The 24,188-nt window shown below is 64.5% G+C and carries 14 protein-coding genes, 2 tRNA genes and 3 rRNA genes; 4 read left to right on the top strand and 15 right to left on the bottom strand.

All coding sequences use genetic code 11. From position 1 onward, the window contains the following. Window positions 1-55 precede the first annotated feature (55 nt). From MBR110_RS29105 to MBR110_RS29090, 4 genes are all read right to left on the bottom strand, one after another. Window positions 56-1,564, bottom strand: a complete 1,509-nt coding sequence (locus tag MBR110_RS29105; RefSeq protein ID WP_059462014.1) for an NCS1 family nucleobase:cation symporter-1 — start codon at window positions 1,562-1,564, stop codon at window positions 56-58. 97 nt (window positions 1,565-1,661) lie between these two features. Further along, window positions 1,662-2,969, bottom strand: a complete 1,308-nt coding sequence (preA, locus tag MBR110_RS29100; protein WP_014725528.1) for an NAD-dependent dihydropyrimidine dehydrogenase subunit PreA — start codon at window positions 2,967-2,969, stop codon at window positions 1,662-1,664. 154 nt (window positions 2,970-3,123) lie between these two features. Then, window positions 3,124-4,461, bottom strand: a complete 1,338-nt coding sequence (locus MBR110_RS29095; protein WP_181709595.1) for an NAD(P)-dependent oxidoreductase — start codon at window positions 4,459-4,461, stop codon at window positions 3,124-3,126. Between the two features lie 127 nt (window positions 4,462-4,588). Further along, entirely contained in the window at window positions 4,589-5,869 is a 1,281-nt protein-coding gene (locus tag MBR110_RS29090) for a Zn-dependent hydrolase (RefSeq protein WP_034194333.1), read from the bottom strand. 374 nt (window positions 5,870-6,243) lie between these two features. Here MBR110_RS29090 and MBR110_RS29085 point away from each other — a divergent pair, with 374 nt between their 5' ends. Then, window positions 6,244-6,930, top strand: a complete 687-nt coding sequence (locus MBR110_RS29085) for a TetR/AcrR family transcriptional regulator (protein ID WP_059463304.1) — start codon at window positions 6,244-6,246, stop codon at window positions 6,928-6,930. Window positions 6,931-7,020: 90 nt separating this feature from the next. Here the strand turns inward: MBR110_RS29085 and MBR110_RS29080 are convergent, their stop codons facing one another. Genes MBR110_RS29080 through MBR110_RS29070 form a run of 3 tightly spaced genes read right to left on the bottom strand, consistent with a single transcriptional unit; the run spans window position 7,021 to window position 10,703 of the window. Continuing rightward, entirely contained in the window at window positions 7,021-8,211 is a 1,191-nt protein-coding gene (locus MBR110_RS29080) for an acetyl-CoA C-acetyltransferase (protein WP_059474214.1), read from the bottom strand. A 23-nt stretch (window positions 8,212-8,234) separates the two neighbouring features. Continuing rightward, window positions 8,235-9,002, bottom strand: a complete 768-nt coding sequence (locus tag MBR110_RS29075) for a 3-hydroxyacyl-CoA dehydrogenase (RefSeq protein ID WP_014725522.1) — start codon at window positions 9,000-9,002, stop codon at window positions 8,235-8,237. A gap of 33 nt (window positions 9,003-9,035) precedes the next feature. Then, on the bottom strand, window positions 9,036-10,703 hold the full coding sequence (locus MBR110_RS29070; RefSeq protein ID WP_176300601.1) for an acyl-CoA synthetase: 1,668 nt from the start codon (window positions 10,701-10,703) through the stop codon (window positions 9,036-9,038). Window positions 10,704-10,841: 138 nt separating this feature from the next. On the opposite strand from MBR110_RS29070, the gene MBR110_RS29065 reads away from it, so the two are divergent. Continuing rightward, window positions 10,842-11,855 carry an AraC family transcriptional regulator gene (locus tag MBR110_RS29065; RefSeq protein WP_181709594.1) on the top strand — a complete coding sequence of 338 codons (1,014 nt, stop codon included), beginning with the start codon at window positions 10,842-10,844 and terminating at the stop codon, window positions 11,853-11,855. A gap of 371 nt (window positions 11,856-12,226) precedes the next feature. Further along, complete coding sequence (locus tag MBR110_RS29060; protein WP_034194378.1) at window positions 12,227-12,604, top strand: nuclear transport factor 2 family protein; 378 nt, start codon at window positions 12,227-12,229, stop codon at window positions 12,602-12,604. A 252-nt stretch (window positions 12,605-12,856) separates the two neighbouring features. Here the strand turns inward: MBR110_RS29060 and rrf are convergent. From rrf to MBR110_RS29035, 5 genes are all read right to left on the bottom strand, one after another. Beyond that, window positions 12,857-12,969: ribosomal RNA gene (rrf, locus tag MBR110_RS29055) — 5S ribosomal RNA — on the bottom strand. A gap of 155 nt (window positions 12,970-13,124) precedes the next feature. Continuing rightward, window positions 13,125-16,004 (bottom strand): 23S ribosomal RNA (locus MBR110_RS29050). Window positions 16,005-16,289: 285 nt separating this feature from the next. Further along, a tRNA-Ser gene (locus MBR110_RS29045) sits at window positions 16,290-16,365 on the bottom strand. 41 nt (window positions 16,366-16,406) lie between these two features. Continuing rightward, window positions 16,407-16,480, bottom strand: a tRNA-Ile gene (locus MBR110_RS29040). Window positions 16,481-16,544: 64 nt separating this feature from the next. Beyond that, window positions 16,545-18,076 (bottom strand): 16S ribosomal RNA (locus tag MBR110_RS29035). Together the 16S, 23S and 5S rRNA genes with 2 tRNA genes alongside form the textbook arrangement of a ribosomal RNA operon. A gap of 676 nt (window positions 18,077-18,752) precedes the next feature. Between MBR110_RS29035 and MBR110_RS29030 the strand changes: the two genes are divergently transcribed. Next, window positions 18,753-19,223 carry an ATPase gene (locus MBR110_RS29030; RefSeq protein WP_034194390.1) on the top strand — a complete coding sequence of 157 codons (471 nt, stop codon included), beginning with the start codon at window positions 18,753-18,755 and terminating at the stop codon, window positions 19,221-19,223. A 157-nt stretch (window positions 19,224-19,380) separates the two neighbouring features. Here MBR110_RS29030 and MBR110_RS29025 read toward each other — a convergent pair whose 3' ends face one another. The 3 genes from MBR110_RS29025 to MBR110_RS29015 form a co-directional block, all read right to left on the bottom strand. Further along, window positions 19,381-20,064, bottom strand: coding sequence for a DUF429 domain-containing protein (locus MBR110_RS29025; RefSeq protein ID WP_014725517.1), 684 nt, complete (start codon window positions 20,062-20,064; stop codon window positions 19,381-19,383). A 9-nt stretch (window positions 20,065-20,073) separates the two neighbouring features. Next, window positions 20,074-20,598, bottom strand: coding sequence for an HD domain-containing protein (locus tag MBR110_RS29020; protein ID WP_060081025.1), 525 nt, complete (start codon window positions 20,596-20,598; stop codon window positions 20,074-20,076). 118 nt (window positions 20,599-20,716) lie between these two features. Next, window positions 20,717-24,187 carry an ATP-binding protein gene (locus MBR110_RS29015; protein ID WP_181709593.1) on the bottom strand — a complete coding sequence of 1,157 codons (3,471 nt, stop codon included), beginning with the start codon at window positions 24,185-24,187 and terminating at the stop codon, window positions 20,717-20,719. Window position 24,188: the final 1 nt, after the last annotated feature.

The raw sequence follows: 24,188 nt of genomic DNA, 5'->3' as shown, positions 1-24,188 counted from the left end.
TTCGATGCCTCCTCGTTGACTGTCTCGACTGTCGGGTTCGGTCCGCGTGCGCTCGTCACGCGCTCGCGACCTGCGCGCGCTGCGCCGCACGCCGCTTCATCAACGTGCCGTACACGGCGGACGCCAGCACGAGCCCGACGAACCACGCATACGTGTAAAGCGTGTTGAAGAACGCCGGCACGTTCGCGAACGATGCCGGGAACGCCGTGTGCAGAAAGCCGGGCAGGTTCGGCAGCACGCCGATCGCGAGCGCCGCCAGCGCGGCCGGGTTCCAGCCGCGCGTATAGCTGAAGTCGCCGCGCTCGTCGAACAACGCGCGCGTGTCGAGCCGCGTGCCGCGAATCATGAAATAGTCGACCATCAGGATGCCTGCGACCGGCCCGAGCAGCGCCGAATAACCGACGAGCCAGGTGAAGATGTAGCCGTCCGTCGTCGCGAGGATCTTCCACGGCATCATCACGATCGCGATCGTCGCGGTGATCAGCCCGCCGGTGCGGTAGGAAATCGCCTTCGGCCAGAGGCTGGAAAAATCGTACGCGGGGCCGACCAGGTTCGCCGCGAGATTGCAGCACATCGTGTCGAGCGTCAGGATCACGAGCGCGATGCCGACGCCGATGCCCGTCATGCGGCTCGTCAGGTCGATCGGGTCCCAGATCGCGTTGCCGTAGATCACGACGGTGGCCGACGTGACGACCACCGACACCACGGACAGCAACGCCATCGGCAGCGGCAGCCCGAGCGACTGCCCGATCATCTGGTCGCGCTGCGAATGCGCGAAGCGCGTGAAGTCCGGGATGTTCAACGCGAGCGTCGCCCAGAAGCCGACCATCGCGGTCAGCCCCGGCCAGAACGTCGCCCAGAACAGCCCGGCCTTCTTGCCGCCCGCGACGAACTGCGACGGCGCCGACAGCATCGAGCCGACGCCGCCCGCCTGCGACGTCGCCCACCACACGAGCGCGACGCACATCACGACCTTGATCGGCGCCGACCAGCTCTCGAGCCAGCGGATCGAATCGGTGCCGTGCAGGATGAAGTACAGCTGCAGCGCCCAGAACGCGAGAAAGCATGCGAGCTGGCCGAACGAGATGCCGACCACCGGCAGCGCCGCGCCGTGCAACGCGTTGCCGGTCAGGATGTTCAGCAGCGTATAGATCGCGCTGCCGCCGAGCCAGGTCTGGATGCCGTACCAGCCGCACGCGACGATCGCGCGCAACAGCGCGGGCAGCTTCGCGCCCTGCGTGCCGAACGACGCGCGCACGAGCACCGCATACGGAATCCCGTGCTTCGCGCCCGCATGGCCGATCAGCAGCATCGGCACCAGCACGATCAGGTTGCCGAGCAGCACGGTGAGCACCGCCTGCCACGGCGACATGCCCTCCTGGATCAGCCCGGCCGCGAGCATGTACGACGCGATGTTCATCACCATGCCGACCCACAACGCCGCGAAGTGATACCAGCGCCACGTGCGCTGCGCGGCGGAGGTCGGCGCGAGGTCGTCGTTGTACAGGCTGCCGGCCGGCGCCGCGGCGGCGTCCGGTTCGGCGGGAATCGCTGCTGGTTTCATCGAACGCTCCACGTAAACGTCGGCGCCGGCATCGCGCGATGCCGGCCGAACAGGGGAAAGGCCGCAGCGCCGCGCATCGCGCGCCGCCGGCCGCCGGTCATGCTGCCTTCGCGGGTTCCGCGGGCTGTGCCGGGCTCGCGCCCGCGTCGGCCCGCGCCGGGTTGTTCGGATGCGTGGTCCAGTTCGCATAGTCGCCCGCATCGACCCGCTCCATCGTGATGCACTGCTCGACCGGGCACACATGCATGCAAAGATTGCACCCGACGCACTGCGCATCCACCACTTCGAAATGCCGTACGCCGTCCTTCGTCGCGGTGATCGCCTGGTGCGACGTGTCCTCGCATGCGATATGGCACAGCCCGCACTGGATGCAGCGGTCCTGGTCGATGCGCGCCTTGATGTCGTACTTGAGGTTCAGGTATTTCCAGTCGGTCACGTTCGGCACCGCGCGGCCGCGCACGTCGTCGAGCGTCGCGTAGCCCTTGTCGTCCATCCAGTTCGACAGACCGTCGACGAGGTCCGACACGATCCGGAATCCGTAATGCATCGCCGCGGTGCACACCTGCACACTGCCGGCGCCCAGCACGATGAACTCCGCCGCGTCGCGCCACGACGAGATCCCGCCGATGCCGGAGATCGGCAAGTTCGGCGTCTGCGGATCGCGGGCGATCTCGGCGACCATGTTCAGCGCGATCGGCTTCACGGCCGGGCCGCAATAGCCCCCGTGCGTCCCCTTGCCGTCGACGGTCGGCATCGGCGCCATCTGGTCGAGGTCCACCGCGACGATCGAGTTGATCGTGTTGATCAGCGACACGCCGTCCGCGCCGCCCTTGTATGCCGCGCGCGAGCCCATCCGGATGTCGCTGATGTTCGGCGTGAGCTTCACGAGGCACGGCAGCTTCGTGCCCTCCTTGACCCAGCGCGTGACCATCTCGACGTATTCGGGCACCTGGCCGACGGCCGCGCCCATTCCGCGTTCGCTCATCCCGTGCGGACAGCCGAAGTTCAGCTCGACCGCGTCGGCGCCCGTATCCTCAACGAGCGGCAGAATCCATTTCCAGTCACGCTCGTTGCACGGCACCATCAACGAGACGATCAGCGCGCGGTCCGGCCAGTCGCGCTTCACCTGCGCGATCTCCGCGAGGTTCACGTCGAGCGGGCGATCGGTGATCAGCTCGATGTTGTTCAGCCCGGCGATGCGCTGGCCGTTCCACTGCACCGCGCCGTAGCGCGAGCTGACGTTGACGACGTGCGGGTCGAGCCCGAGCGTCTTCCACACGACGCCGCCCCAGCCGGCCTCGAATGCGCGGTTGACGTTGTACGCCTTGTCGGTCGGCGGAGCGGACGCCAGCCAGAAAGGATTCGGTGAAGTGATGCCTGCGATCGTGCAGCGAAGGTCGGCCATGGTCGGCTCCGTGAATGAGGGACGTTGATCGTGATCCGCGTGGTGGGGTGCGACGCCAGCGGTGCCAGCGGTGCCTGCGGTGCCTGCGATGCGCCCGATGCGCCCGATGCGCTCGATGCGCTCGATGCGCTCGATGCGCTCGCGCAGGCCGCGCTCACGCCGCCTTGGCGTCGCGCTGCGCGAGCGCCGCGTCGATCGCGGCGGCCGCGCGCTTGCCGTCCTGCACGGCCTGCACCGTGAGGTCGACGCCGTCGGTTGCCGCGCAATCGCCGCCGGCCCAGACGTCGGGCAACACGGTGCGGCCGTGCGCATCCACGGCGATGCGCGTGCCGTCCGCGGTCAGCAGCGCGGCGTCGATCCCGGCCGGCACCAACGTCTGGCCGATCGCCTTCAACACCATGTCGGCTTCGATATCGAAGCGTTCGCCCGACGCCGACTCGAACTCGACGCGCGTCACGTGGCCGCCCTCGCCGACGATGCGCACCGGTTTCGCGTGCGTGACGAGCGTGACGCCGCTCGTCTGCGCGAACTCGCGTTCGGCCCAGGTCGCGCTCATCGCGTCCACGCCGCGCCGGTACACCATCGTCACGCGCTGCGCGCCGAGCTTGCGGCTCTGCACCGCGGCGTCGATTGCCGTATTGCCGCCGCCGATCACGACCACGCGCCGCCCGACCGGCACGTTCTCCAGCGCATCGGCCTGCCGCACCTGTTCGATGAAGTCGACCGCGTTCATCACGCCCGACAGTTGCTCGCCGTCGATCGCGAGCGTGCGCACGCCGGTCAGGCCCGTCGCGACGAACACCGCATCGTGCCGCTCGCGCAGCGCGTCGAGCGTCACGTCGCGGCCGAGCGCGACGCCCGTCTGCAACGCGATGCCGCCGACCGACAGCAGCCACTCGACTTCACGCTGCGCGAAATCGTCGACCGCCTTGTAGGCCGCGATCCCGTATTCGTTCAGGCCGCCCGCCTTCGGTCGCGCGTCGAACACCGTGACGCGATGGCCGGCCAGCGCGAGCCGGTGCGCACACGCGAGCCCGGCCGGCCCCGCGCCGACCACCGCGACGTGCCGCCCCGTATCCGGCGCGCGCGCGAAGCGCACCGCGCCGGTCGCCATCGCCCAGTCGGTCGCGTGCCGCTGCAGCGCGCCGATCGCGACCGGCTGCGCATCCTGATGGTTGCGCACGCACGCACCTTCGCACAGGATCTCGGTCGGGCATACGCGCGCGCACATCCCGCCGAGCGGGTTCGCACCGAGGATGTCCATCGCCGCGCCTTTCAGATTGCCGTTGCCGATCTTGCGGATGAAGCTCGGAATGTCGATCTGCGTCGGGCACGCCTGCACGCACGGCGCGTCGTAGCAGTAGTGGCAGCGGCTCGCGGCGGCGGCCGCCGCGGTCGGATCGAGCAGCGGCGCGATATCGGCGAATTCGCACGAGAGTTGCGTGGACGACAGGCGATGCGCGGCGATATCGCCAATTGGCTTGGTGGTCATGCGCGTTCCTTCGACTGGGTGGAGACGAAGCCGTCCCTGTCGGCTGCGCGTGGCGCAGTCGGGGCGGTCATGTTCTGGATGGCCGGGGCCGGGCGGATCGGCGGCCGGCCGCGCTACGCTCGGGCGGTCATGAAACCGGCTCGCACGCACGCGACAGCATCGCGTGCAGCAGCACGTTCGCGCCGGCCTCGATCCACGCAGGCGTCGCGTCCTCGATCTCGTTGTGACTGATGCCGTCGATGCACGGCACGAACACCATCGACGTCGGCGCGACCTGCGCGAGATAGCACGCGTCGTGACCGGCACCCGACACGATGTCGCGATGCGAGTAGCCGAAGCGGTCGGCCGCCGCGCGCACCGCGGCCACGCACGCGGAGTCGAACGCAATGGGCGCGTAGTAGAAAATCTGCTCGAGCGCGGTGTCGAGCCCGATGTCGGCGGCGATGCACGCCACACCGTCGCGCAGCGCCGCGTCCATCTTCGCGAGCACCGCGTCGTCCGGATGGCGGAAATCGACGGTGAAGAACACGCGGCCCGGAATCACGTTGCGCGAGTTCGGATGCACCTGCATCATCCCGACCGTCGCGCAGCCGTACGGCGCATGATCGAGGCCGATCCGGTTCACGAGATCGACCACGCGCGATGCACCGAGCAGCGCGTCGCGGCGCCGCGGCATCGGCGTCGGCCCTGCGTGCGCCTCCTGGCCGGTGAACGTGATCTCGTACCAGCGCTGCCCCTGCGCATCGGTCACGACGCCGATCGTCTTGCACTCGGCCTCGAGTATCGGCCCCTGCTCGATGTGCAGCTCGAACGCCGCGTGCAGCTTGCGGCCGCCGCACGGCGCGTCGCCCGCATAGCCGATCCGCGCGAGTTCCTCGCCGATCGTCTTGCCGTCGACGTCCTTGCGCGACAGCCCGTACTCGAGCGGAAACACGCCCGCGAACACGCCCGACGCCACCATGGCCGGCGCGAAGCGCGAGCCTTCCTCGTTGGTCCAGATCACGACCTCGACCGGGTGCTCGGTCTCGATCCCGTGGTCGTTCAGACTCCGAATCACCTCGAGGCCGCCGAGCACGCCGTAGATGCCGTCGAAACGGCCGCCGGTCGGTTGCGAATCCGCGTGCGAGCCGGTCACGACCGGCGCCGCGTCGGCCACGCGGCCCGCACGCCGCATGAACACGTTGCCCATCGTATCGACCGTCACCGTGCAGCCGGCTGCCTTCGCCCAACCGACGATCAGGTCGCGTGCGGCCTTGTCGAGATCGGTCAGCGCGAGACGGCACACGCCGCCCTTCGGCGTCGCGCCGATCTTCGCGACCTCCATCAGGCTGTCCCACAACCGCCTGCCGTCGACCTTGATCGACGTGTCCAATGCTGCCCGCTTCGCTGTTTCCGATACCGCGTCCATTCGTATCGCTCCTGTGGGGTCGGTCATGTCGTCAGCCGGACGAAGCCGGTGCGCACGTTGCTGCCGTCGGGCGCGAACGCGCACCTGCGAGGTGCAGGCGCGCATCGTTCGCGCGATTCGTGCGGCGATTCGTGCAGCGAGTTGCGGCACGTTCGGCACCGCGTTCCGTCGCCGTCAAATCCTGTCCGATTGGACAGGTTTTAGACGATCAAAAAGGCCGACGCAATGTCTTTCTTGTGCGAGCGCGCCGAGCGAGAAGCGTGCCACCGCAACGCAGCACGCGTCCCGAGCACGCGACGCGTGCACGTGCGACGGAACCGGACCTGCGGCTAGAATGAAGCCCGACGCGGCACGCATGCCGCGCGAGGGTGACGATGAGACACGACGAAACGGCCGCCGACGCGGCCGATGGGGACGAAGCGGGCGCGCCTTTGCGGCGACGCAAGGCGCACATCCGCGCGTCCAACGAAGCGCATCTGCTGGCGTGCGCAGAAGCCGTATTCGCGGAGCGCGGGCTCGACGGCGCGAGCACCGCGATGATCGCCGAGCGCGCGGGCCTGCCGAAGGCGAATCTGCATTACTACTTCCCGACGAAGCTGGCGCTGTACCGCCGCGTGCTCGACGACCTGTTCGAAGACTGGCACCGCGCGGCCGGCTCGTTCGAGGCCGGCGACGATCCGGTGGAAGCGATCGGCGGCTACGTGCGCGCGAAGATGGACTTGTCGCGACGCCGGCCGCTCGGCTCGAAGGTGTGGGCCAACGAGATCATTCACGGCGCCGCGCACATGCAGGACATCCTGTCGGAGCGCGTGAAGCCGTGGTTCGAGACGCGTGTGAAGGTGATCGAAGGCTGGATCGCACGCGGGCTGCTCGCGCCGATCGACGCACCGGCGCTGCTGTATCTGATCTGGGCGACGACGCAGCACTACGCGGATTTCGATGCGCAGATTCGCGCGCTCAGCGGCAAGCGTGCCTTCACGCAGAAGGCGTTCGCCGAACGGACGGAGCAGGTCGTGCAGCTCGTGATTCGCGCGTGCGGCGCGGTGTCGCCGAACGCTTAGCGCGCTCGCGCGTGCAGCGTCCCGCGTAAAGCAAAGCGGGCGACGGGTGCGAAACCCGTCGCCCGCTTTGCGTCGCGGCATGCGTCTCGATTATGCGATGCGTTCGATCGCAAGCGCGGTCGCCTCGCCGCCGCCGATGCACAGCGACGCGACGCCTCGCTTCAGCCCATACGTTTCGAGCGCAGCCAGCAGCGTCACCACCACGCGCGCGCCCGAGGCGCCGATCGGATGGCCGAGCGCACATGCGCCGCCGTGCACGTTGACCTTGTCGTGCGGCAAGTCGAGATCGCGCATCGCGGCCATCGCGACCACCGCGAACGCCTCGTTGATCTCGAACAGATCGACGTCGCGCAGGTTCCAGCCGGTCTTCTCCGACAGCTTGCGGATCGCGCCGATCGGCGCGGTCGCGAACAGGCCGGGCTTGTTCGCGTACGTCGAGTGCCCGACGATCACGGCCTTCGGCGTGACACCGAGCCGCTCCGCTTGCGAGCGGCGCATCATCACGAGCGCGGCCGCGCCGTCCGAAATCGACGACGAATTGGCGGCCGTCACGGTGCCGCCCTCGCGGAACGCCGGCTTCAGCGTCGGGATCTTGTCGAGCTTCGCATTGCCCGGCTGCTCGTCGATCGACACGACGGCTTCCGTCTTGCCGGGCTTCACGGTCACCGGCGCGATCTCCGACGTGAAGCGTCCTTCCGCGATCGCGCGTTGCGCGCGCGTGAGCGACGCGATCGCGAAGTCGTCCTGCGCCTCGCGCGAAAACGCGTAGGCCTGCGCGCAGTCTTCCGCGAACGTGCCCATCAGGCGGCCCTTTTCGTACGCGTCCTCGAGGCCGTCGAGGAACATGTGGTCGAGCACCTGACCGTGGCCCATGCGCATCCCCGCGCGCGCCTTCGGCAACAGATACGGCGCATTCGTCATGCTCTCCATCCCGCCCGCGACGGCCACGTCGGCCGAGCCGGCGAACAGCAGGTCATGCGCGAACATCGCGGCCTTCATCCCGGAGCCGCACATCTTGTTGACGGTCGTCGCGCCGGCTCCCAGCGGCAAGCCGGCCTTCAACGCGGCCTGCCGCGCCGGCGCCTGGCCCTGTCCGGCCGGCAGCACGCAGCCGAACACGATTTCGTCGATACGCTCGGCCGGCACGTTCGCGCGTTCGAGTGCCGCGCGAATCGCCACTGCGCCGAGTTCGCTTGCGCTGGCCGCGGCCAGCGCGCCCTGAAAACCGCCCATCGGCGTGCGTGCCGTGCCGACGATTACGATCGGATCCTGTGTCGTCATGATCGAGTTCCTCCAGTTCAGTGTCAGCGCGCTGCCATGCGCAGCGCGCCATCGAGACGGATGACTTCGCCGTTGAGCATCATGTTCTCGGCGATGTGGCGCACCAGCGCCGCGAATTCGTCCGGCCGGCCGAGGCGCGGCGGGAACGGCACGCTCTTGCCGAGCGCGTCCTGCACGTCCTGCGGCATGCCGGCCATCATCGGCGTCGCGAAGATACCCGGCGCGATCGTCACCACGCGAATGCCGAAGCGCGCCAGCTCGCGCGCGATCGGCAGCGTCATGCCGACCACGCCGCTCTTCGACGCCGCATACGCGGCCTGCCCGATCTGCCCGTCGAACGCTGCCACCGACGCGGTGTTGACGATCACGCCGCGCTCGCCGTGTTCGTCGGCGTCCTGCTTCGACATTGCATCGGCCGCGAGGCGGATCATGTTGAACGTGCCGACCAGGTTGATCGACACGGCGCGCGCGAAGCGCTCCAGCGAATGCGGACCTTCGCGGCCGACCACTTTCTCGCCCGGTGCAACGCCCGCGCAGTTCACGAGCGCATCGATGCGGCCGAACGCGTGTTGCGCGGCGGCGACCGCCGCCTGCCCGTCGGCTTCGCTCGTTACGTCGGTCTTCACGAAGCGCGCGGCGGCGCCGAGCTCGCGTGCGAGGCTCGCGCCGGCCTCGTCATTGACGTCGAGCAGCACGGCCTTGCCGCCTTGCTCGACCACCATGCGCGCGACTGCGGCGCCGAGGCCGGAGCCCGCGCCCGTAATCATGAAAACACGGTCCTTGATGTTCATTCGTCGTCCGATTCAGGGTGAGATATGCGGCGGTCAAGCCGCCTTTTCAGCTTCCATCTTGCGCAGTACGAAGCGCTGGATCTTGCCGCTCGGGGTTTTCGGCAGCGCGTCGACGAAGTCGATCGCGCGGGGATATGCGTGGGCGGACAAACGTCGCTTCACGTGCTGGCTCAACTCGTCGGCCAGCGCCGGCGTGCCTTCGAAGCCTTTCGACAGCACGACGAAGGCCTTCACGATCTCGGTGCGCTCCGGGTCCGGCACGCCGATCACCGCCGCTTCGCTCACGGCCGGATGCTCGATCAGCGCGCTTTCGACGTCGAACGGGCCGATCCGGTAGCCGGACGATGTGATCACGTCGTCCGCACGTCCGATGAAGCTCACGGTGCCGTCCGGCTCGAGCTCGACGTTGTCGCCGGTCCGGTAGTAGCCGCCCGCGATCGCCGGCGTCGCCTGCTGCCAGTAGCCGTCGAACCACAGCAGCGGCGAGCGCGCGATATCGATCGCGAGATTGCCGGGCTCGCCGGGACCGAGCTCGCGGCCGGCTTCGTCGAGCACCGCGACGCGATAGCCGGGCATCGCCAGCCCGGCTGATCCCGTATGAACCACGTGCGCGAGCCCGTGATGATTGTTCACGACCATCCCGAGCTCGGTCTGCCCGTAGTGGTCGTAGATGGGCGCGTCGAGCACGGCGTCGAACCAGCGCACGACCTCCGGGTTCAGCGGTTCGCCCGCGCTGCTCACGACGCGCAGCTTGCCCTTCACGCGCGTTGCAGCTTCGGGGCCGGCCGCCATCAGCATCCGGTATGCGGTGGGCGAACCGGCGAGGCTCGTGATGCCGAGCCGCTCGATCACGTCGTACGTGCTGTCGACCGTGAAGCCGCCTTCGTACAACGTCGTCGCGTGACCGAGCAGCAGCGGGCCGGTGATCGCGTAGTAGAGGCCGTAGGCCCAGCCCGGATCGGCGATGTTCCAGAAGCGATCGCCGGCGCGCAGGTCGATCGCGTCGCGCATGTACGCGCCGAACGCGAGCAGCGCGCGCAGCGGAACGGGCACGCCCTTCGGCAGGCCCGTCGTGCCCGACGTCGACATCATCATGAACAGATCGGCGCCCTTGCGCGGCACCGGCTCGAACGCGTCGGGCTGAGCGTCGAGCGCGGCTCGGAAGTCGATGTCGCCGGCCGGGAGCGCCTCGCCCGGCTCGCGCACGGTCGCGATTCGCGGGCAATCCGCGACCTCGTCGAGCTTGCTGCGATTCGCGACGTTGGTGACGACGACGCGTGCGTGGCTCATGCGCAGCCGATGCTCGATCGCCTTCGGTCCGAACGCGGTGAAAAGCGGCTGATAGACGGCGCCGGCGCGCCACGTGCCGAGGATCGTCGCGACCAGTTCGGGCGTACGCGGCAACATGCCAGCCACCACGTCGCCGGGCTGCACGCCCTGCTCGACCAGCAGGTTCGCGACGCGCGCCGACAGCGCGAGCATCTGCGCGAACGTATAGCTGCGGTGTCGGCCGCCGGCATCGATCCAGTCGAGCGCAATGGCGTCGGGGTTGGCCGCGGCATGGCGGTCGCAACATTCGACGCAGGCGTTCAGGCCCTGCTCGAGGTCGCCGTGCAGCTGCGCGGCGGCCGTCTCGATACGGAAGCCGGCAACGGCGTCGGCGTAGGCCGGCGCCGCCCGGGCGGTTGCTCCATTGCGCATGCTTGTCTCCTGTTTCGTTATGACCGTCGGCGAACCGCGGCTATGTCGATGATGGTAGACAGCGGCCACATTGCAATCAATGACAAAGCGAATCTAGAATCGTGATCGCTTTTGCCATGTCCGGAGGAGATCAAGAGTATGGCGCCGCAGATGATTTCGCCCGGTTTCGTCGAGGATGCGCTCGAATGCCTGCACCGGCAACGCATCCCGGCCGAGCCGGTGCTGCGGGCGGCCGGACTCCCCGTTGCGGTGCGCGAACCCGTCACGCCGCAGCAGTACGGACGGCTGTGGCTCGCGATCGCCAGCGCAATCGACGACGAATTCTTCGGGCTTGCGGCTCGACCGATGCGGCGCGGCAGCTTCACGTTGCTGTGTCACGCCGTGCTGGATGCCGGCACGCTGGAGAAGGCGCTACGGCGCGCGCTGCAGTTTCTGCGCGTGGTACTCGACGAGCCGCGCGGCGAGCTCGTCGTCGCCGACAGTCAGGCCCAGATCGTCCTCACGCAAGCGGGCAGGCCCTATTCGGCGTTCGCTTACCGGACGTTCTGGCTGATACTGCTCGGGGTCGCGTGCTGGCTGATCGGGCGGCGGATTCCGCTGCAACGCCTCGATTTTGCGTGCCCGAGCCCGGACCAGCGCAGCGATTACCATCAATTCTTCGGTGTACCGGTGCATTTCGATCGCTCCGACAGCAGGCTTGCGTTCAATGCCGCGTATCTGTCGTTGCCGACGATCCGCTCCGCACAATCGCTGAAGACATTTTTGCGCGGCGCACCGGGGAACTTGCTGGTTCGTTACCGGCACGACAGCGGCTGGGTCGCGAAGACACGTGCGCACCTGAAAGCGTTACCGGCCGCCGAGTGGCCGGACTTCGACACGCTGGCCGTGCGTCTCGGCACGACACCGGCGACGCTGCGTCGGCGCTTGCGCAGCGAGGGTCAGAGTTTTGCGGCGATCAAGGACGAGCTGCGCAGTGCGCTGGCACAGGCGCTGCTGCGCGGACATAAGCTCAGTGTCGCGGAGATCGCAGCCGAACTCGGCTTCACCGAGCCGAGTGCGTTTCATCGCGCGTTCCGCAAATGGACGGGGACGAGTCCGGGGGCTTTCCGGCGCGATGTCAATGCGGCGCAGTTGGAGCGTGGAGGGGGTTGAGCCGATACGGTTGCGGCGCGGGCGTGTATTGTGGTTTGGCGCGTCAACGCTCGCTGCGCGGGACCGGCGGCGGATTTGGGAACGATTCTGGAATGGCGGTGTACTGTTGATTGGCGCCGGTGGTTCTTGTGGCGTGATGCTGCGCGGCGGATCGATGCTGTGCTGTGAGCGCGGCAAGCAGCTGACATATTCAATGTCGCGGTCGCGTCTCTCTTTTGGGGCGGCACCTCACATCGACCGCCGTGTGGCCGACGATGATGACAACGCTTTCAACGAAGGCCGAATGACGTTGGCCGCGTAGCCGAGCTTCCGTAGCGCCTTATGGACGATGCAGCAAACCCCAACTTTTCAAGCTGATGCGAGGCCCGGACATGAATTCAGCTCGTGAAATCATTGAACCGTATGAAATCGCGCTCCGCGCGGCGATGCTGAGCAACGACGTCGACGCATTGGACACGCTGCTTGATGATGACCTGATTTTCACCATTCCGACGGGGCAGATCATTTCGAAACACGACGACCTGGCCGCGCATCGCGCGAAGCTGTTGCGCGTGGACACGCTGGATCTCGTGGAGATGCGGGTACAGGCAATCGGCGAGATGATCGTCACCGCGACAACGGTCGTGCTTGCCGGTGATTTCGATGGCACGGCGTTCAGCGGCAGGTTCGCCTACACGCGGCTGTGGCGCCCAGTAGGAGATCGTTGGCGCGTGGCCGCCGGACATGCATCGCAGATATCGCCAGCTTGATGCATCGCGCGTTCCGGCGATGAGCAGTTCCGCGGCAGCGTGACGATCAGGGGATATGAGCCGACTCGTCGTGAACCTGGTGAGCAGCGTGGCTTCTAGCGAGTCGGTCCTGGGCACATCACCGAGCTATCGCAAACCGACCGGGTTCGTTCGATCCTGCCGACTCGAGCCGATGCAACTGGCCGAGTGCTCTTTCTGCCGCGCCAATGCAAAAACCCCCGCCTTTCGGGCGGGGGTTTCTGGCTTAGGGGAACCTGACGATTACCTACTTTCACACGGGAATCCGCACTATCATCGGCGTAGAGTCGTTTCACGGTCCTGTTCGGGATGGGAAGGGGTGGGACCGACTCGCTATGGTCATCAGGCAAAGAGGGTTGTTCTGCTGGCGTGGCCAACAGAACCAATCTTGGAAGAAGCAGTAATCTTGAGTTGTGTGTATCACACACGAGAATCCAACATGTCGCTTTGGATCGCGGCCAGTGCTTTCGCACGGCGCCGATCTACAAGGCAGACTTGTTATAGGATCAAGCCTTACGGGCAATTAGTATCAGTTAGCTGAACGCATTGCTGCGCTTACACACCTGACCTATCAACGTCCTGGTCTCGAACGACCCTTCAAGGGGATCTAGTCCCCAGGGATATCTCATCTTAAGGCGAGTTTCCCGCTTAGATGCTTTCAGCGGTTATCTCTTCCGAACATAGCTACCCGGCGATGCCACTGGCGTGACAACCGGTACACCAGAGGTTCGTCCACTCCGGTCCTCTCGTACTAGGAGCAGCCCCCTTCAAATATCCAACGCCCACGGCAGATAGGGACCAAACTGTCTCACGACGTTTTAAACCCAGCTCACGTACCTCTTTAAATGGCGAACAGCCATACCCTTGGGACCGGCTACAGCCCCAGGATGAGATGAGCCGACATCGAGGTGCCAAACACCGCCGTCGATATGAACTCTTGGGCGGTATCAGCCTGTTATCCCCAGAGTACCTTTTATCCGTTGAGCGATGGCCCTTCCATACAGAACCACCGGATCACTATGACCTGCTTTCGCACCTGCTCGACTTGTCGGTCTCGCAGTTAAGCACGCTTATGCCATTGCACTATCAGCACGATTTCCGACCGTACCTAGCGTACCTTCGTACTCCTCCGTTACGCTTTGGGAGGAGACCGCCCCAGTCAAACTGCCTACCATGCACTGTCCCCGACCCGGATCACGGGCCAAGGTTAGAACCTCAAACAAACCAGGGTGGTATTTCAAGGACGGCTCCACCGAAACTAGCGTTCCGGTTTCATAGCCTCCCACCTATCCTACACAGATCGGTTCAAAGTCCAATGCAAAGCTACAGTAAAGGTTCATGGGGTCTTTCCGTCTAGCCGCGGGTAGATTGCATCATCACAAACACTTCAACTTCGCTGAGTCTCGGGAGGAGACAGTGTGGCCATCGTTACGCCATTCGTGCAGGTCGGAACTTACCCGACAAGGAATTTCGCTACCTTAGGACCGTTATAGTTACGGCCGCCGTTTACCGGGACTTCAATCAAGAGCTTGCACCCCATCATTTAATCTTCCGGCACCGGGCAGGCGTCACACCCTATACGTCCACTTTCGTGTTTGCAGAGTGCTGTGTTTTTATTAAACAGTCGCAGCCACCAGTTTATTGCAACCCCTTCACCCTCCTGGCGCAGGCCAGTCAAGCTACAAGGGCGTACCTTATCCCGAAGTTACGGTACCAATTTGCCGAGTTCCTTCTCCCGAGTTCTCTCAAGCGCCTTAGAATACTCATCTCGCCCACCTGTGTCGGTTTGCGGTACGGTCATCGTTAGACTGAAGCTTAGAGGCTTTTCTTGGAACCACTTCCAATTGCTTCGCTCCCGAAGGAGCTCGCGCCACACCCTTGAATTACGCACCCGGATTTGCCTAAGTGCCTTCTCCAATGCAGCGACCGGGACTTCCAACACCCGGACAACCTTCCGCGATCAGTCCCCACATCGCATCTAACAATGGTTAAGGAATATTGACCTGCTTCCCATCAGCTACTCATTTCTGCCTCGACTTAGGGGCCGACTCACCCTACTCCTATGAACGTTGCGTAGTAAACCTTGGGCTTACGGCGGGGGCCTTTCACCCCCTTTATCGCTACTCATGTCAGCATTCGCACTTCCGATACCTCCAGCACCCTTTACAAGGCACCTTCGCAGGCTTACGGAACGCTCTCCTACCATGCGAGCAAAGCTCGCATCCGCAGCTTCGGTATATAGCTTAGCCCCGTTACATCTTCCGCGCAGGACGACTCGATCAGTGAGCTATTACGCTTTCTTTAAAGGGTGGCTGCTTCTAAGCCAACCTCCTGACTGTTTTAGCCTTCCCACTTCGTTTCCCACTTAGCTATATTTGGGGACCTTAGCTGGCGGTCTGGGTTGTTTCCCTCTTGACACCGGACGTTAGCACCCGATGTCTGTCTCCCGTGATTGCACTCTTCGGTATTCGGAGTTTGCTATGGCGGGGTAATCTGCAATAGACCCACCAACCATGACAGTGCTCTACCCCCGAAGGTGAGACACGAGGCACTACCTAAATAGTTTTCGGAGAGAACCAGCTATTTCCAGGTTTGTTTAGCCTTTCACCCCTATCCACAGCTCATCCCCTAACTTTTCAACGTTAGTGGGTTCGGACCTCCAGTACGTGTTACCGCACCTTCATCCTGGCCATGGATAGATCACCTGGTTTCGGGTCTACGCCCAGCAACTGAACGCCCTATTCGGACTCGCTTTCGCTACGCCTGCCCTATACGGTTAAGCTTGCTACTGAACGTAAGTCGCTGACCCATTATACAAAAGGTACGCCGTCACCCCTTACGAGGCTCCGACTGTTTGTATGCATGCGGTTTCAGGATCTATTTCACTCCCCTCCCGGGGTTCTTTTCGCCTTTCCCTCACGGTACTGGTTCACTATCGGTCGATCACGAGTATTTAGCCTTGGAGGATGGTCCCCCCATCTTCAGACAGGATTTCACGTGTCCCGCCCTACTTGTCGCACACCTAGTTCTTTCATACTGTTTTCGCCTACAGGGCTATCACCTGCTATGGCCGCACTTTCCAGAGCGTTCGGCTAACAATACAAATAAAGAGTGCAAGGCTCATCCCATTTCGCTCGCCACTACTTTGGGAATCTCGGTTGATTTCTTTTCCTGCGGTTACTTAGATGTTTCAGTTCACCGCGTTCGCTTCTCTGGACCTATGTATTCAGTCCAGGATGACCCAAAAGGGCCGGGTTTCCCCATTCGGACATCTACGGATCAAAGCTCGTTTGCCAGCTCCCCGTAGCTTTTCGCAGGCTACCGCGTCCTTCATCGCCTGTGATCGCCAAGGCATCCACCACATGCACTTGTTCGCTTGACCCTATAACGAGTCTGTCTCATCGACAGTCGCTACAGGTTGAGTTCTCGCGTTGTGCCGTATTCCAATTAGAGCCGAACATGAAGTTCGAATCATCTTGAGATACATCGATACAATCACAACCCGGATAGTTTTCACGTCCATCTCAAGACGCTTCCGCTATCCAAATTACTTACTTCTTCCAGATTGTTAAAGAACGACAGCCGATATGGTGTTACTCATATCACCCTGACTGGCTCAATCGCCAATGACAAAAGCTCGACGCGTCGAACGCTTGTCATTGAGGATTGGTGGAGGCAGACGGGATCGAACCGACGACACCCTGCTTTCAAAGCAGTTGCTCTCCCAGCTGAGCTATGCCCACAGGAGTACAGATGACTAATGGTGTTACCGCAAGACAAATTGTGTGTCTGGTTGGATTCGAACCAACGACCCCCGCCTTATCAAGACGGTGCTCTAACCGACTGAGCTACAGACCCCTGAGTCTGTCTTTAAATTTACAGCCGATAAGCGTGAGCGCTCAATTTTGCGAGATAGCTCTGGAAAGGAGGTGATCCAGCCGCACCTTCCGATACGGCTACCTTGTTACGACTTCACCCCAGTCATGAATCCTACCGTGGTGACCGTCCTCCTTGCGGTTAGACTAGCCACTTCTGGTAAAACCCACTCCCATGGTGTGACGGGCGGTGTGTACAAGACCCGGGAACGTATTCACCGCGGCATGCTGATCCGCGATTACTAGCGATTCCAGCTTCATGCACTCGAGTTGCAGAGTGCAATCCGGACTACGATCGGTTTTCTGGGATTAGCTCCCCCTCGCGGGTTGGCAACCCTCTGTTCCGACCATTGTATGACGTGTGAAGCCCTACCCATAAGGGCCATGAGGACTTGACGTCATCCCCACCTTCCTCCGGTTTGTCACCGGCAGTCTCCTTAGAGTGCTCTTGCGTAGCAACTAAGGACAAGGGTTGCGCTCGTTGCGGGACTTAACCCAACATCTCACGACACGAGCTGACGACAGCCATGCAGCACCTGTGCGCCGGTTCTCTTTCGAGCACTCCCGAATCTCTTCAGGATTCCGACCATGTCAAGGGTAGGTAAGGTTTTTCGCGTTGCATCGAATTAATCCACATCATCCACCGCTTGTGCGGGTCCCCGTCAATTCCTTTGAGTTTTAATCTTGCGACCGTACTCCCCAGGCGGTCAACTTCACGCGTTAGCTACGTTACTAAGGAAATGAATCCCCAACAACTAGTTGACATCGTTTAGGGCGTGGACTACCAGGGTATCTAATCCTGTTTGCTCCCCACGCTTTCGTGCATGAGCGTCAGTATTGGCCCAGGGGGCTGCCTTCGCCATCGGTATTCCTCCACATCTCTACGCATTTCACTGCTACACGTGGAATTCTACCCCCCTCTGCCATACTCTAGCCTGCCAGTCACCAATGCAGTTCCCAGGTTGAGCCGGGGATTTCACATCGGTCTTAGCAAACCGCCTGCGCACGCTTTACGCCCAGTAATTCCGATTAACGCTTGCACCCTACGTATTACCGCGGCTGCTGGCACGTAGTTAGCCGGTGCTTATTCTTCCGGTACCGTCATCCCCCGACTGTATTAGAGCCAAGGATTTCTTTCCGGACAAAAGTGCTTTACAACCCGAAGGCCTTCTTCACACACGCGGCATTGCTGGATCAGGCTTTCGCCCATTGTCCAAAATTCCCCACTGCTGCCTCCCGTAGGAGTCTGGGCCGTGTCTCAGTCCCAGTGTGGCTGGTCGTCCTCTCAGACCAGCTACTGATCGTCGCCTTGGTAGGCCTTTACCCCACCAACTAGCTAATCAGCCATCGGCCAACCCTATAGCGCGAGGCCCGAAGGTCCCCCGCTTTCATCCATAGATCGTATGCGGTATTAATCCGGCTTTCGCCGGGCTATCCCCCACTACAGGACATGTTCCGATGTATTACTCACCCGTTCGCCACTCGCCACCAGGTGCAAGCACCCGTGCTGCCGTTCGACTTGCATGTGTAAGGCATGCCGCCAGCGTTCAATCTGAGCCAGGATCAAACTCTTCAGTTCAAACCTGTTACTGTTTTCGGTTCCGTTAAGAACCGGTCGCTCACTCAAAGCTGACAGGTATATGAATCTCTTCATAAACCTGACTTACTTTAGTGTGAGACTCTTGATACTTTCGCTTTCTGACCCGAAGATCAGCTCGCTTCCATCAAGCGCCCACACTTATCGGCTGTTAATTTTTAAAGAGCATTTCTGCGAGGAACTTCGCGTTCCTCAGCAGCGCTGCGTTTTCAGCAGCAGAGAAGCGAGATTATGAACCGTCTTTCTTCACTCGTCAACAACTTTTTGAACTGCTTCGTTGTGACGGTGAGGGGTTCAGCTTCGTGTGCACCTGGGTCACTACAACCACCCCAACCGCACCGCTTCCCTTCTTCCTTCCGCGCCGCGTTTCCGGTAGCGCGAAAGAGGCGTGATTCTATGCACCCGCCCCTCGCAATGCAACCCCTTTGTGAAAATATTTTGAAAAAGCCACCTGGGCTATCGCGTACAGCGGCTTCAGGTGTCGTGCTCATCACGCTCTATATATATCGCCGCACGAACGAGGTACCCGCCGGATAAGAGGAAGTCAGCGCCGCTATATCGAACAGCGGTCACGCCGCGATTCGACCACGCGCGGCATTTGACTCACGCCAGCCATCAGGCCGGAGCACAAACAACGACGTGCTCGCCGTCGCGTATCATGCCGCGATCGAACAACGCACTCATACCGACGATGGACAGCACCACTCAATCCGGCGACGCCGATCTTCGCGACGAATATGCAGCCCTGCGCGAGCGCGCCGTCATGCTCGAAGAACAAGTGCCGCCGCTCCTGCAACGCATTTCGGACGTCCTGCCGCGAATCAGCGGCGAGTCGGAGCTCGCGGACGAGCATCGCGAACGGCTCGTCGGCGCGCGCAACGCTGCGATGGTCTCGATCGAAAACTATCAGCAGGCGATCCCGTTCCTGCAGACGGCCGACTCGATCATCGAACAGCTCGACAAGACGCCGGAGCGCGATGAGGACGTCGAGTGGCGCGAATCGCTGCTGCAGCGACTCGACGAACTGATCGACGTAGCGGTCGTGATGATCGACGATGCGCAAACGTATTTCGAGCAGGCAGACGCCTGCGATCTGTCCAACATACCGAAATCGATTCTCGAAGAATGAACGCCGCGGCCGGAAGGCAGACGACTCGCCTGCGCACGTCGCGCTTGCGGCCGCCCGCCACCATTTCCGCCATCAACGGCGATCGCTCGGCGCGGCTCCCGAAAAGGCTCACCTTGGCGCCGTGCGATCAGAGCCTCAACCGCACACCGCCGCGTCGCTACAGCGTATCGAGAACGATCGTCCGGTCGACCACCGGCACGCGGATATAGCCGCCCGCCGCATCCCCATACGCATGCGCGTTTCCATCGATCACGTATTGCGCGGTCAACGCGCAAAGCGTCGCATCGCGTGCGTCGACCGATCGAAGTGCGGTCACGTCGACCCCGAGCTGCATCAATAATTGCCGGCGCTGGTTGCGCTTCTGCTTCGCCGAGGCGATCGCCTTGCCGAGCAACGCGCACGTAATTGCATACGGGTAAGTCTCGAAGCTCATGCGCTCGCCCGCATACCGCGCGTCGGTGAGCAACGGATAGGTATCCGCCAGCGCGCGGTAAACGCGCTCTCCGATGAACATCCAGTCGAAGAAGCCCGACGCGCTCGCTACGGCCTGCTCGCGCGACGGCGTCGGAAAGCATGAAATCCGTTCGCGCGCGAGCGCCTGCTCGGCGGCCCGACGACCGCTTCCCGTCCACCAGATGCTCGGCGCGTCGACGCCGACGGCCACCACGTCATGCTCGATGCACAGCGCGGGCAGCGCCTCGGGTGCGATCCGCGCCGCGTGGTAGACGATCGCCGCGCCGCGCAGTATCACTAGATCGCATTGTTTCTTGTCGCCGCCCACGTCGACGCCCGCCACCGCGGGCAGCGATCGCGCGACGGATAGAAATCGGGCCGCCGGCATGGCCGCGTATCACTCGGCGGGCCGCGCGGCGTACGCGGCATCGAAGATCGCTTCCAGGCCGGGATGCACGCCGCGCATCCGGTCGACGACCGACTTCGCCCAGTCGAAATACGCGCGCTTGCGCTCGAGCGGCCAGTCGGCCGGCGGATGCCGTGCGATGTCGCGCACATTGCAGATCTTGTCGGCAAGCTTCACGAGCTTCGCGCGCCGGCTGATGCTGCCCGCATGCTCGACCTGCAGGCGCTTGCGCTCGTCTTTCGGCAACGACTTGTCGTCGCTGACTTCCATCACGATGTCCGCGACGTCCTTGCCGAACAGTCGCAGCAATTCCTGCTCGGTGGTCTCCGTATCCTCGATCGTGTCGTGCAGCACCGCTGCGACGAGCACGCGCTCGTCGTCGATGCCCGCTTCGTTGGCCAGCACGTCGGCGAGCGCGATCGGGTGATTGATGTACGGCGACGCGCCTTCGTCCTTGCGTCGCTGATTTCGGTGTTTGTCGGCCGCGAACGCGATGGCGGCTACCAGCTTGTTCATGTCGCTCCCTCGTGTAGCCGGCCCGCGACGAGCGGGCCGGCCGTCGGCATTTCGCAACCGCACATACTACCTGTCCGCAACGACCATTCCCACCTATCGGGTAGCGCGCCGCTCGCCATCACGCACCGGCCGCCTCGCGCTGCAACGCCACCACGTTCACCTGCACGCCGAACACGTCGCGCACGAGCGGCAGCAAGTGATCGTGGTGCGTGAGGAACAGCACCTGCGTGCGCGTCGACAGATCGCGCAGCGCCTCGAGCCCGGCCTTCGCACGCGTATCGTCGAAGTTGATGAACAGGTCGTCGGCAACGAACGGCAAGCCGGGCCGGCTGGCAAGCTGCAATTCGAGCGCTGCGATCCGCAGCGCGAGGAACAGCTGGTCGCGCGTGCCTTCGCTCAGGCCCGCGACGTCCACCGACGTGCCCTTCGTGCGCCGCGCATACAGCGCGGGCGGCGACCGTTCGGTGTCGACGGTGAGCCGCGCGAATTCGCCGAGCGTGAGCCCCGCGAATATCTCGCCGGCGCGGCGCAGCATCGGCCCCTGCTTCTGGTCGCGATAGCGATCGATCGCCCACTTCAGCAGACGGCTCGCCGTAGCGGCTTCGAGATACTGCTCGGCTGCCTCGCCCATCGCCGCCAACGCCTCCTGCCGCTTCGCCTCGGCCAGCGCCGCGTTGGCCTGTCCGTCGATCGCGCCGAACGCCTGCTGCGCGACGACCTGTTGCTGGGCGAGCGCGTTCAGGCGCGCGCCGATGTCGCCGAGCGCCTGCTTCACTTCTTCGAGCTGCGCGGGCACGTCGGCGATGTCCTGCTCCTCGACTTCCGCCTCGATCGCCGACTGGGACAACCCATCGCCGTCGCGCACCAGCGCTTGCTTCGCGGCGTCCACGGCCTGTCGAAGCGCGCGCTGCCGATCCGAGCGCTCGGCCAGCGGCAACGCCGCATCGATCGTCGCGACTGCCGCCAGCTGCAGCAGCGGCTGAACGCGTGCCTGCGCACCGGCCACCGCGGCGGCCGCATCGGCCACCTTGTCGTCGGCCTGCGTCACCGCCTCGTCGGCGCGATCGACGGCGCGTGCCGTTTCCCGTGCCGCCGCCAGCCGCACGGTCAACCGGCGCGCGACGTCCAGCCAGTCGTCGCTCGCCAGCCATGACGGCGCGAGCGCGCCCGCGAGCCGGCGCGCACCTGCCTCGAGCGCAGCGAGTTCAGCGCGGATCGCGGCCATCCGGTTGCGCGGCGCGTCGGCCGCAGCGAGTTCGGCCGTTACCGTCGTCGCGAGCCCGAGCGCACCTTCCGCGGCGGCCAGCGTGCCCGCGCTCGCGGAAAGCTGTGCGTCGGCAAGCGCCTCGAGCCATTGCGCGTGCCAGGCGTCATACGCGGTCTCGGCCTGGCCGGCCCGCGAGCGCGCGGTCGCGCAGCCGCGGTCGGCTTCGCGCACGCGGTCCTCGAGGCTCTCCTTCTGCGCGAGCGTCTTTTCGGCCGTCTGCACGTATGTCTCCGCGATCGCGACGAGCGCCGCCAACCCGTCGGCGTCGTTGCCGCGGGATACGGCGCGCAGCGCCGAACGCAACGCGTGCTCGGTCGCGGTGCGCGCATCGCGGATCGTCGCGAGCTCGCGGCGCTGACGGTCGAGCTCCACCTGCGCGGCCAAAACCGAATCGCGCTTCGCGAGCCAGTCGCTCATCGCCGCGAGCGGCATGCCGGGTACGCCGGCCGCCGTCGCGAGTTCCGCCCACGCGCTGCGATGCGCGGCGAGCTCACGTTCGCGCTCGTCCATCGCCGCTTGCCGGCGCGTGAGCACCGCCCGCGCCGACTCGACCTGCTGACGCAGCGATTGCAGCGCGGCCGCCGCTTGCGTGGCGCCGAGCTGGGCGTCGACGAGTTCGTCGGCCAGGCGGATCGCATCGTCGATGGCCGGCGCACCGATGGCCAGGTCGACCGCGCCGTCGCGGACGTCGCCCCATGCGACGTCGCGGCGTGCGCGTGCGGCCAGCACCTCCGCGGTCGTGACGACCTTGTGCGTCTCCGCGAAATGCCGCTCCTGCAGTTCGAGCCGTTCGAGTTCTTCGCGCGCGCCGTCGCGTGCATCGCGCGCGGCTGCCGCCGCACTCGCGCGCTCGCTGGCTTCGTTCAGCAGCACGCCGAGCCGCGCGGCCGACGGCACATCGAGCACCCGCAGCGCATCGACCGGCCGGCGCCACTGGCCGAGCGCATCGAGCGCGTCGGCGAGCGTGCGTTCGGCGGCCGCGATGTCGCGTTCGAGCGCCTGTTCCCGCTGAGCGCTGCCGCGCAAACCCTGCGCATCGGCAAGCGCGGTGCGAAGTGCCTGCGGCACATCGACGGTGGACACGCGCGCCAGTTGTTCCTGCGCGTGCGCGAGTTCGCGCGTGCGCTCGTCGAGCGACTCGCGTGCGCCGCTCAGCGCCTGATGCAGCGCGCCGTGGTCGCGCAACAGGTTCGCGACCGTCTTCAGCGACAGCGCTGTCGGCAACGCCGCGCGCAGCGACGGCTCGTCGGTGGGCCAGCCGAGCTGCGCGGCGGCGGCCGCTGCCGCGGACAGATGCCGCTCGACGTCGGCGCCGAGCAGCAGCAGATCCTGCGCGTGGTTCATGCAGGCGCCGCGCAAGCGGTCGAGCGCTTCGATGTCGCCAGCGAGCGCGAGCGCGTCGGCATCGGGAACGATCGCGTCGCGCGCCTGCCGTTTCGCGAGCAGGTCCGCGCGACGCTCTTCGAGCACCTTCTGCTCGGCAGCCAGATCGCCTTGCGCTTTCAGCAAGTCCGCGTACGCGCTGGGCGGCAGTTCGACGACGGCGCCCAGTTCCGCGAGCGCCGCATCCTTGAAGGTCAATTCCTTCAGGTACGGCGCCAACCGCCGCACGCGTTCGAGCTTCGAGCGCAGCGTTTCGAGACGACGCTGCTCGGCACGCGCCTGGTCGATCTCGTGCTCGATCGCGTCGCGCGCCTCCTTGCGCTCGACCCAGTCGCGCGTGCGCACCTGAACCGCCTTCAGTTCGCCGACCGCATCGTTGTATGAAGTCTCGGCCAGTGCGAACGCACTGCCGCTGCGTCGGGGCGCCCACAGCTCGGCCGCCCGCGCGTCGAGCTCCTCGCGCACGGGCCCGAGCGTGCCGACGCCGGCCGCCGACTCGAACAGCACCTGTCCGAGCTTGTCGGACGCATCGAGAATGCTCCGGCCGCCGTCGACGAGGCGCCCATGGTCGAGCCCGAACATCTGCTCGAAGAATTCGCGCGTCGCGCCATCGAGAATCGCCGCGAGGTAATCGTCGGGCAGTTTGTCGTCGGCAGGCGTGCGCAACGAGCTGCGCCCGCGTGCGCGATGAAACGCGAGCGTGCCTGCGTTGCCCTCCAGCACGCCGCCGATCCGCAGGTCGGGCGTCGCGTGCAGAAAGTCGAGCGGCGTCTGCAATTTCATTCCGAACAGCAATTCCGACACGGCGGTCCGGATCGTCGACTTGCCGGCTTCGTTCGGCCCGACGATCACGTGGAAATCCTGGCCGGCTGCCGGAAAGCGCAATGTTTCGTCGGTGAACTTGCCGTACCGGATCAGATCGAGTTGGTTGATGCGCATC

The sequence above is a fragment of the Burkholderia sp. MBR-1 genome (assembly GCF_013822785.1).
GTDB classification, from domain to species: Bacteria; Pseudomonadota; Gammaproteobacteria; order Burkholderiales; family Burkholderiaceae; genus Burkholderia; species Burkholderia vietnamiensis.
Note: the sequence above shows the minus strand (reverse complement) of the source record. Positions and strands in the feature narration are given on the sequence as shown.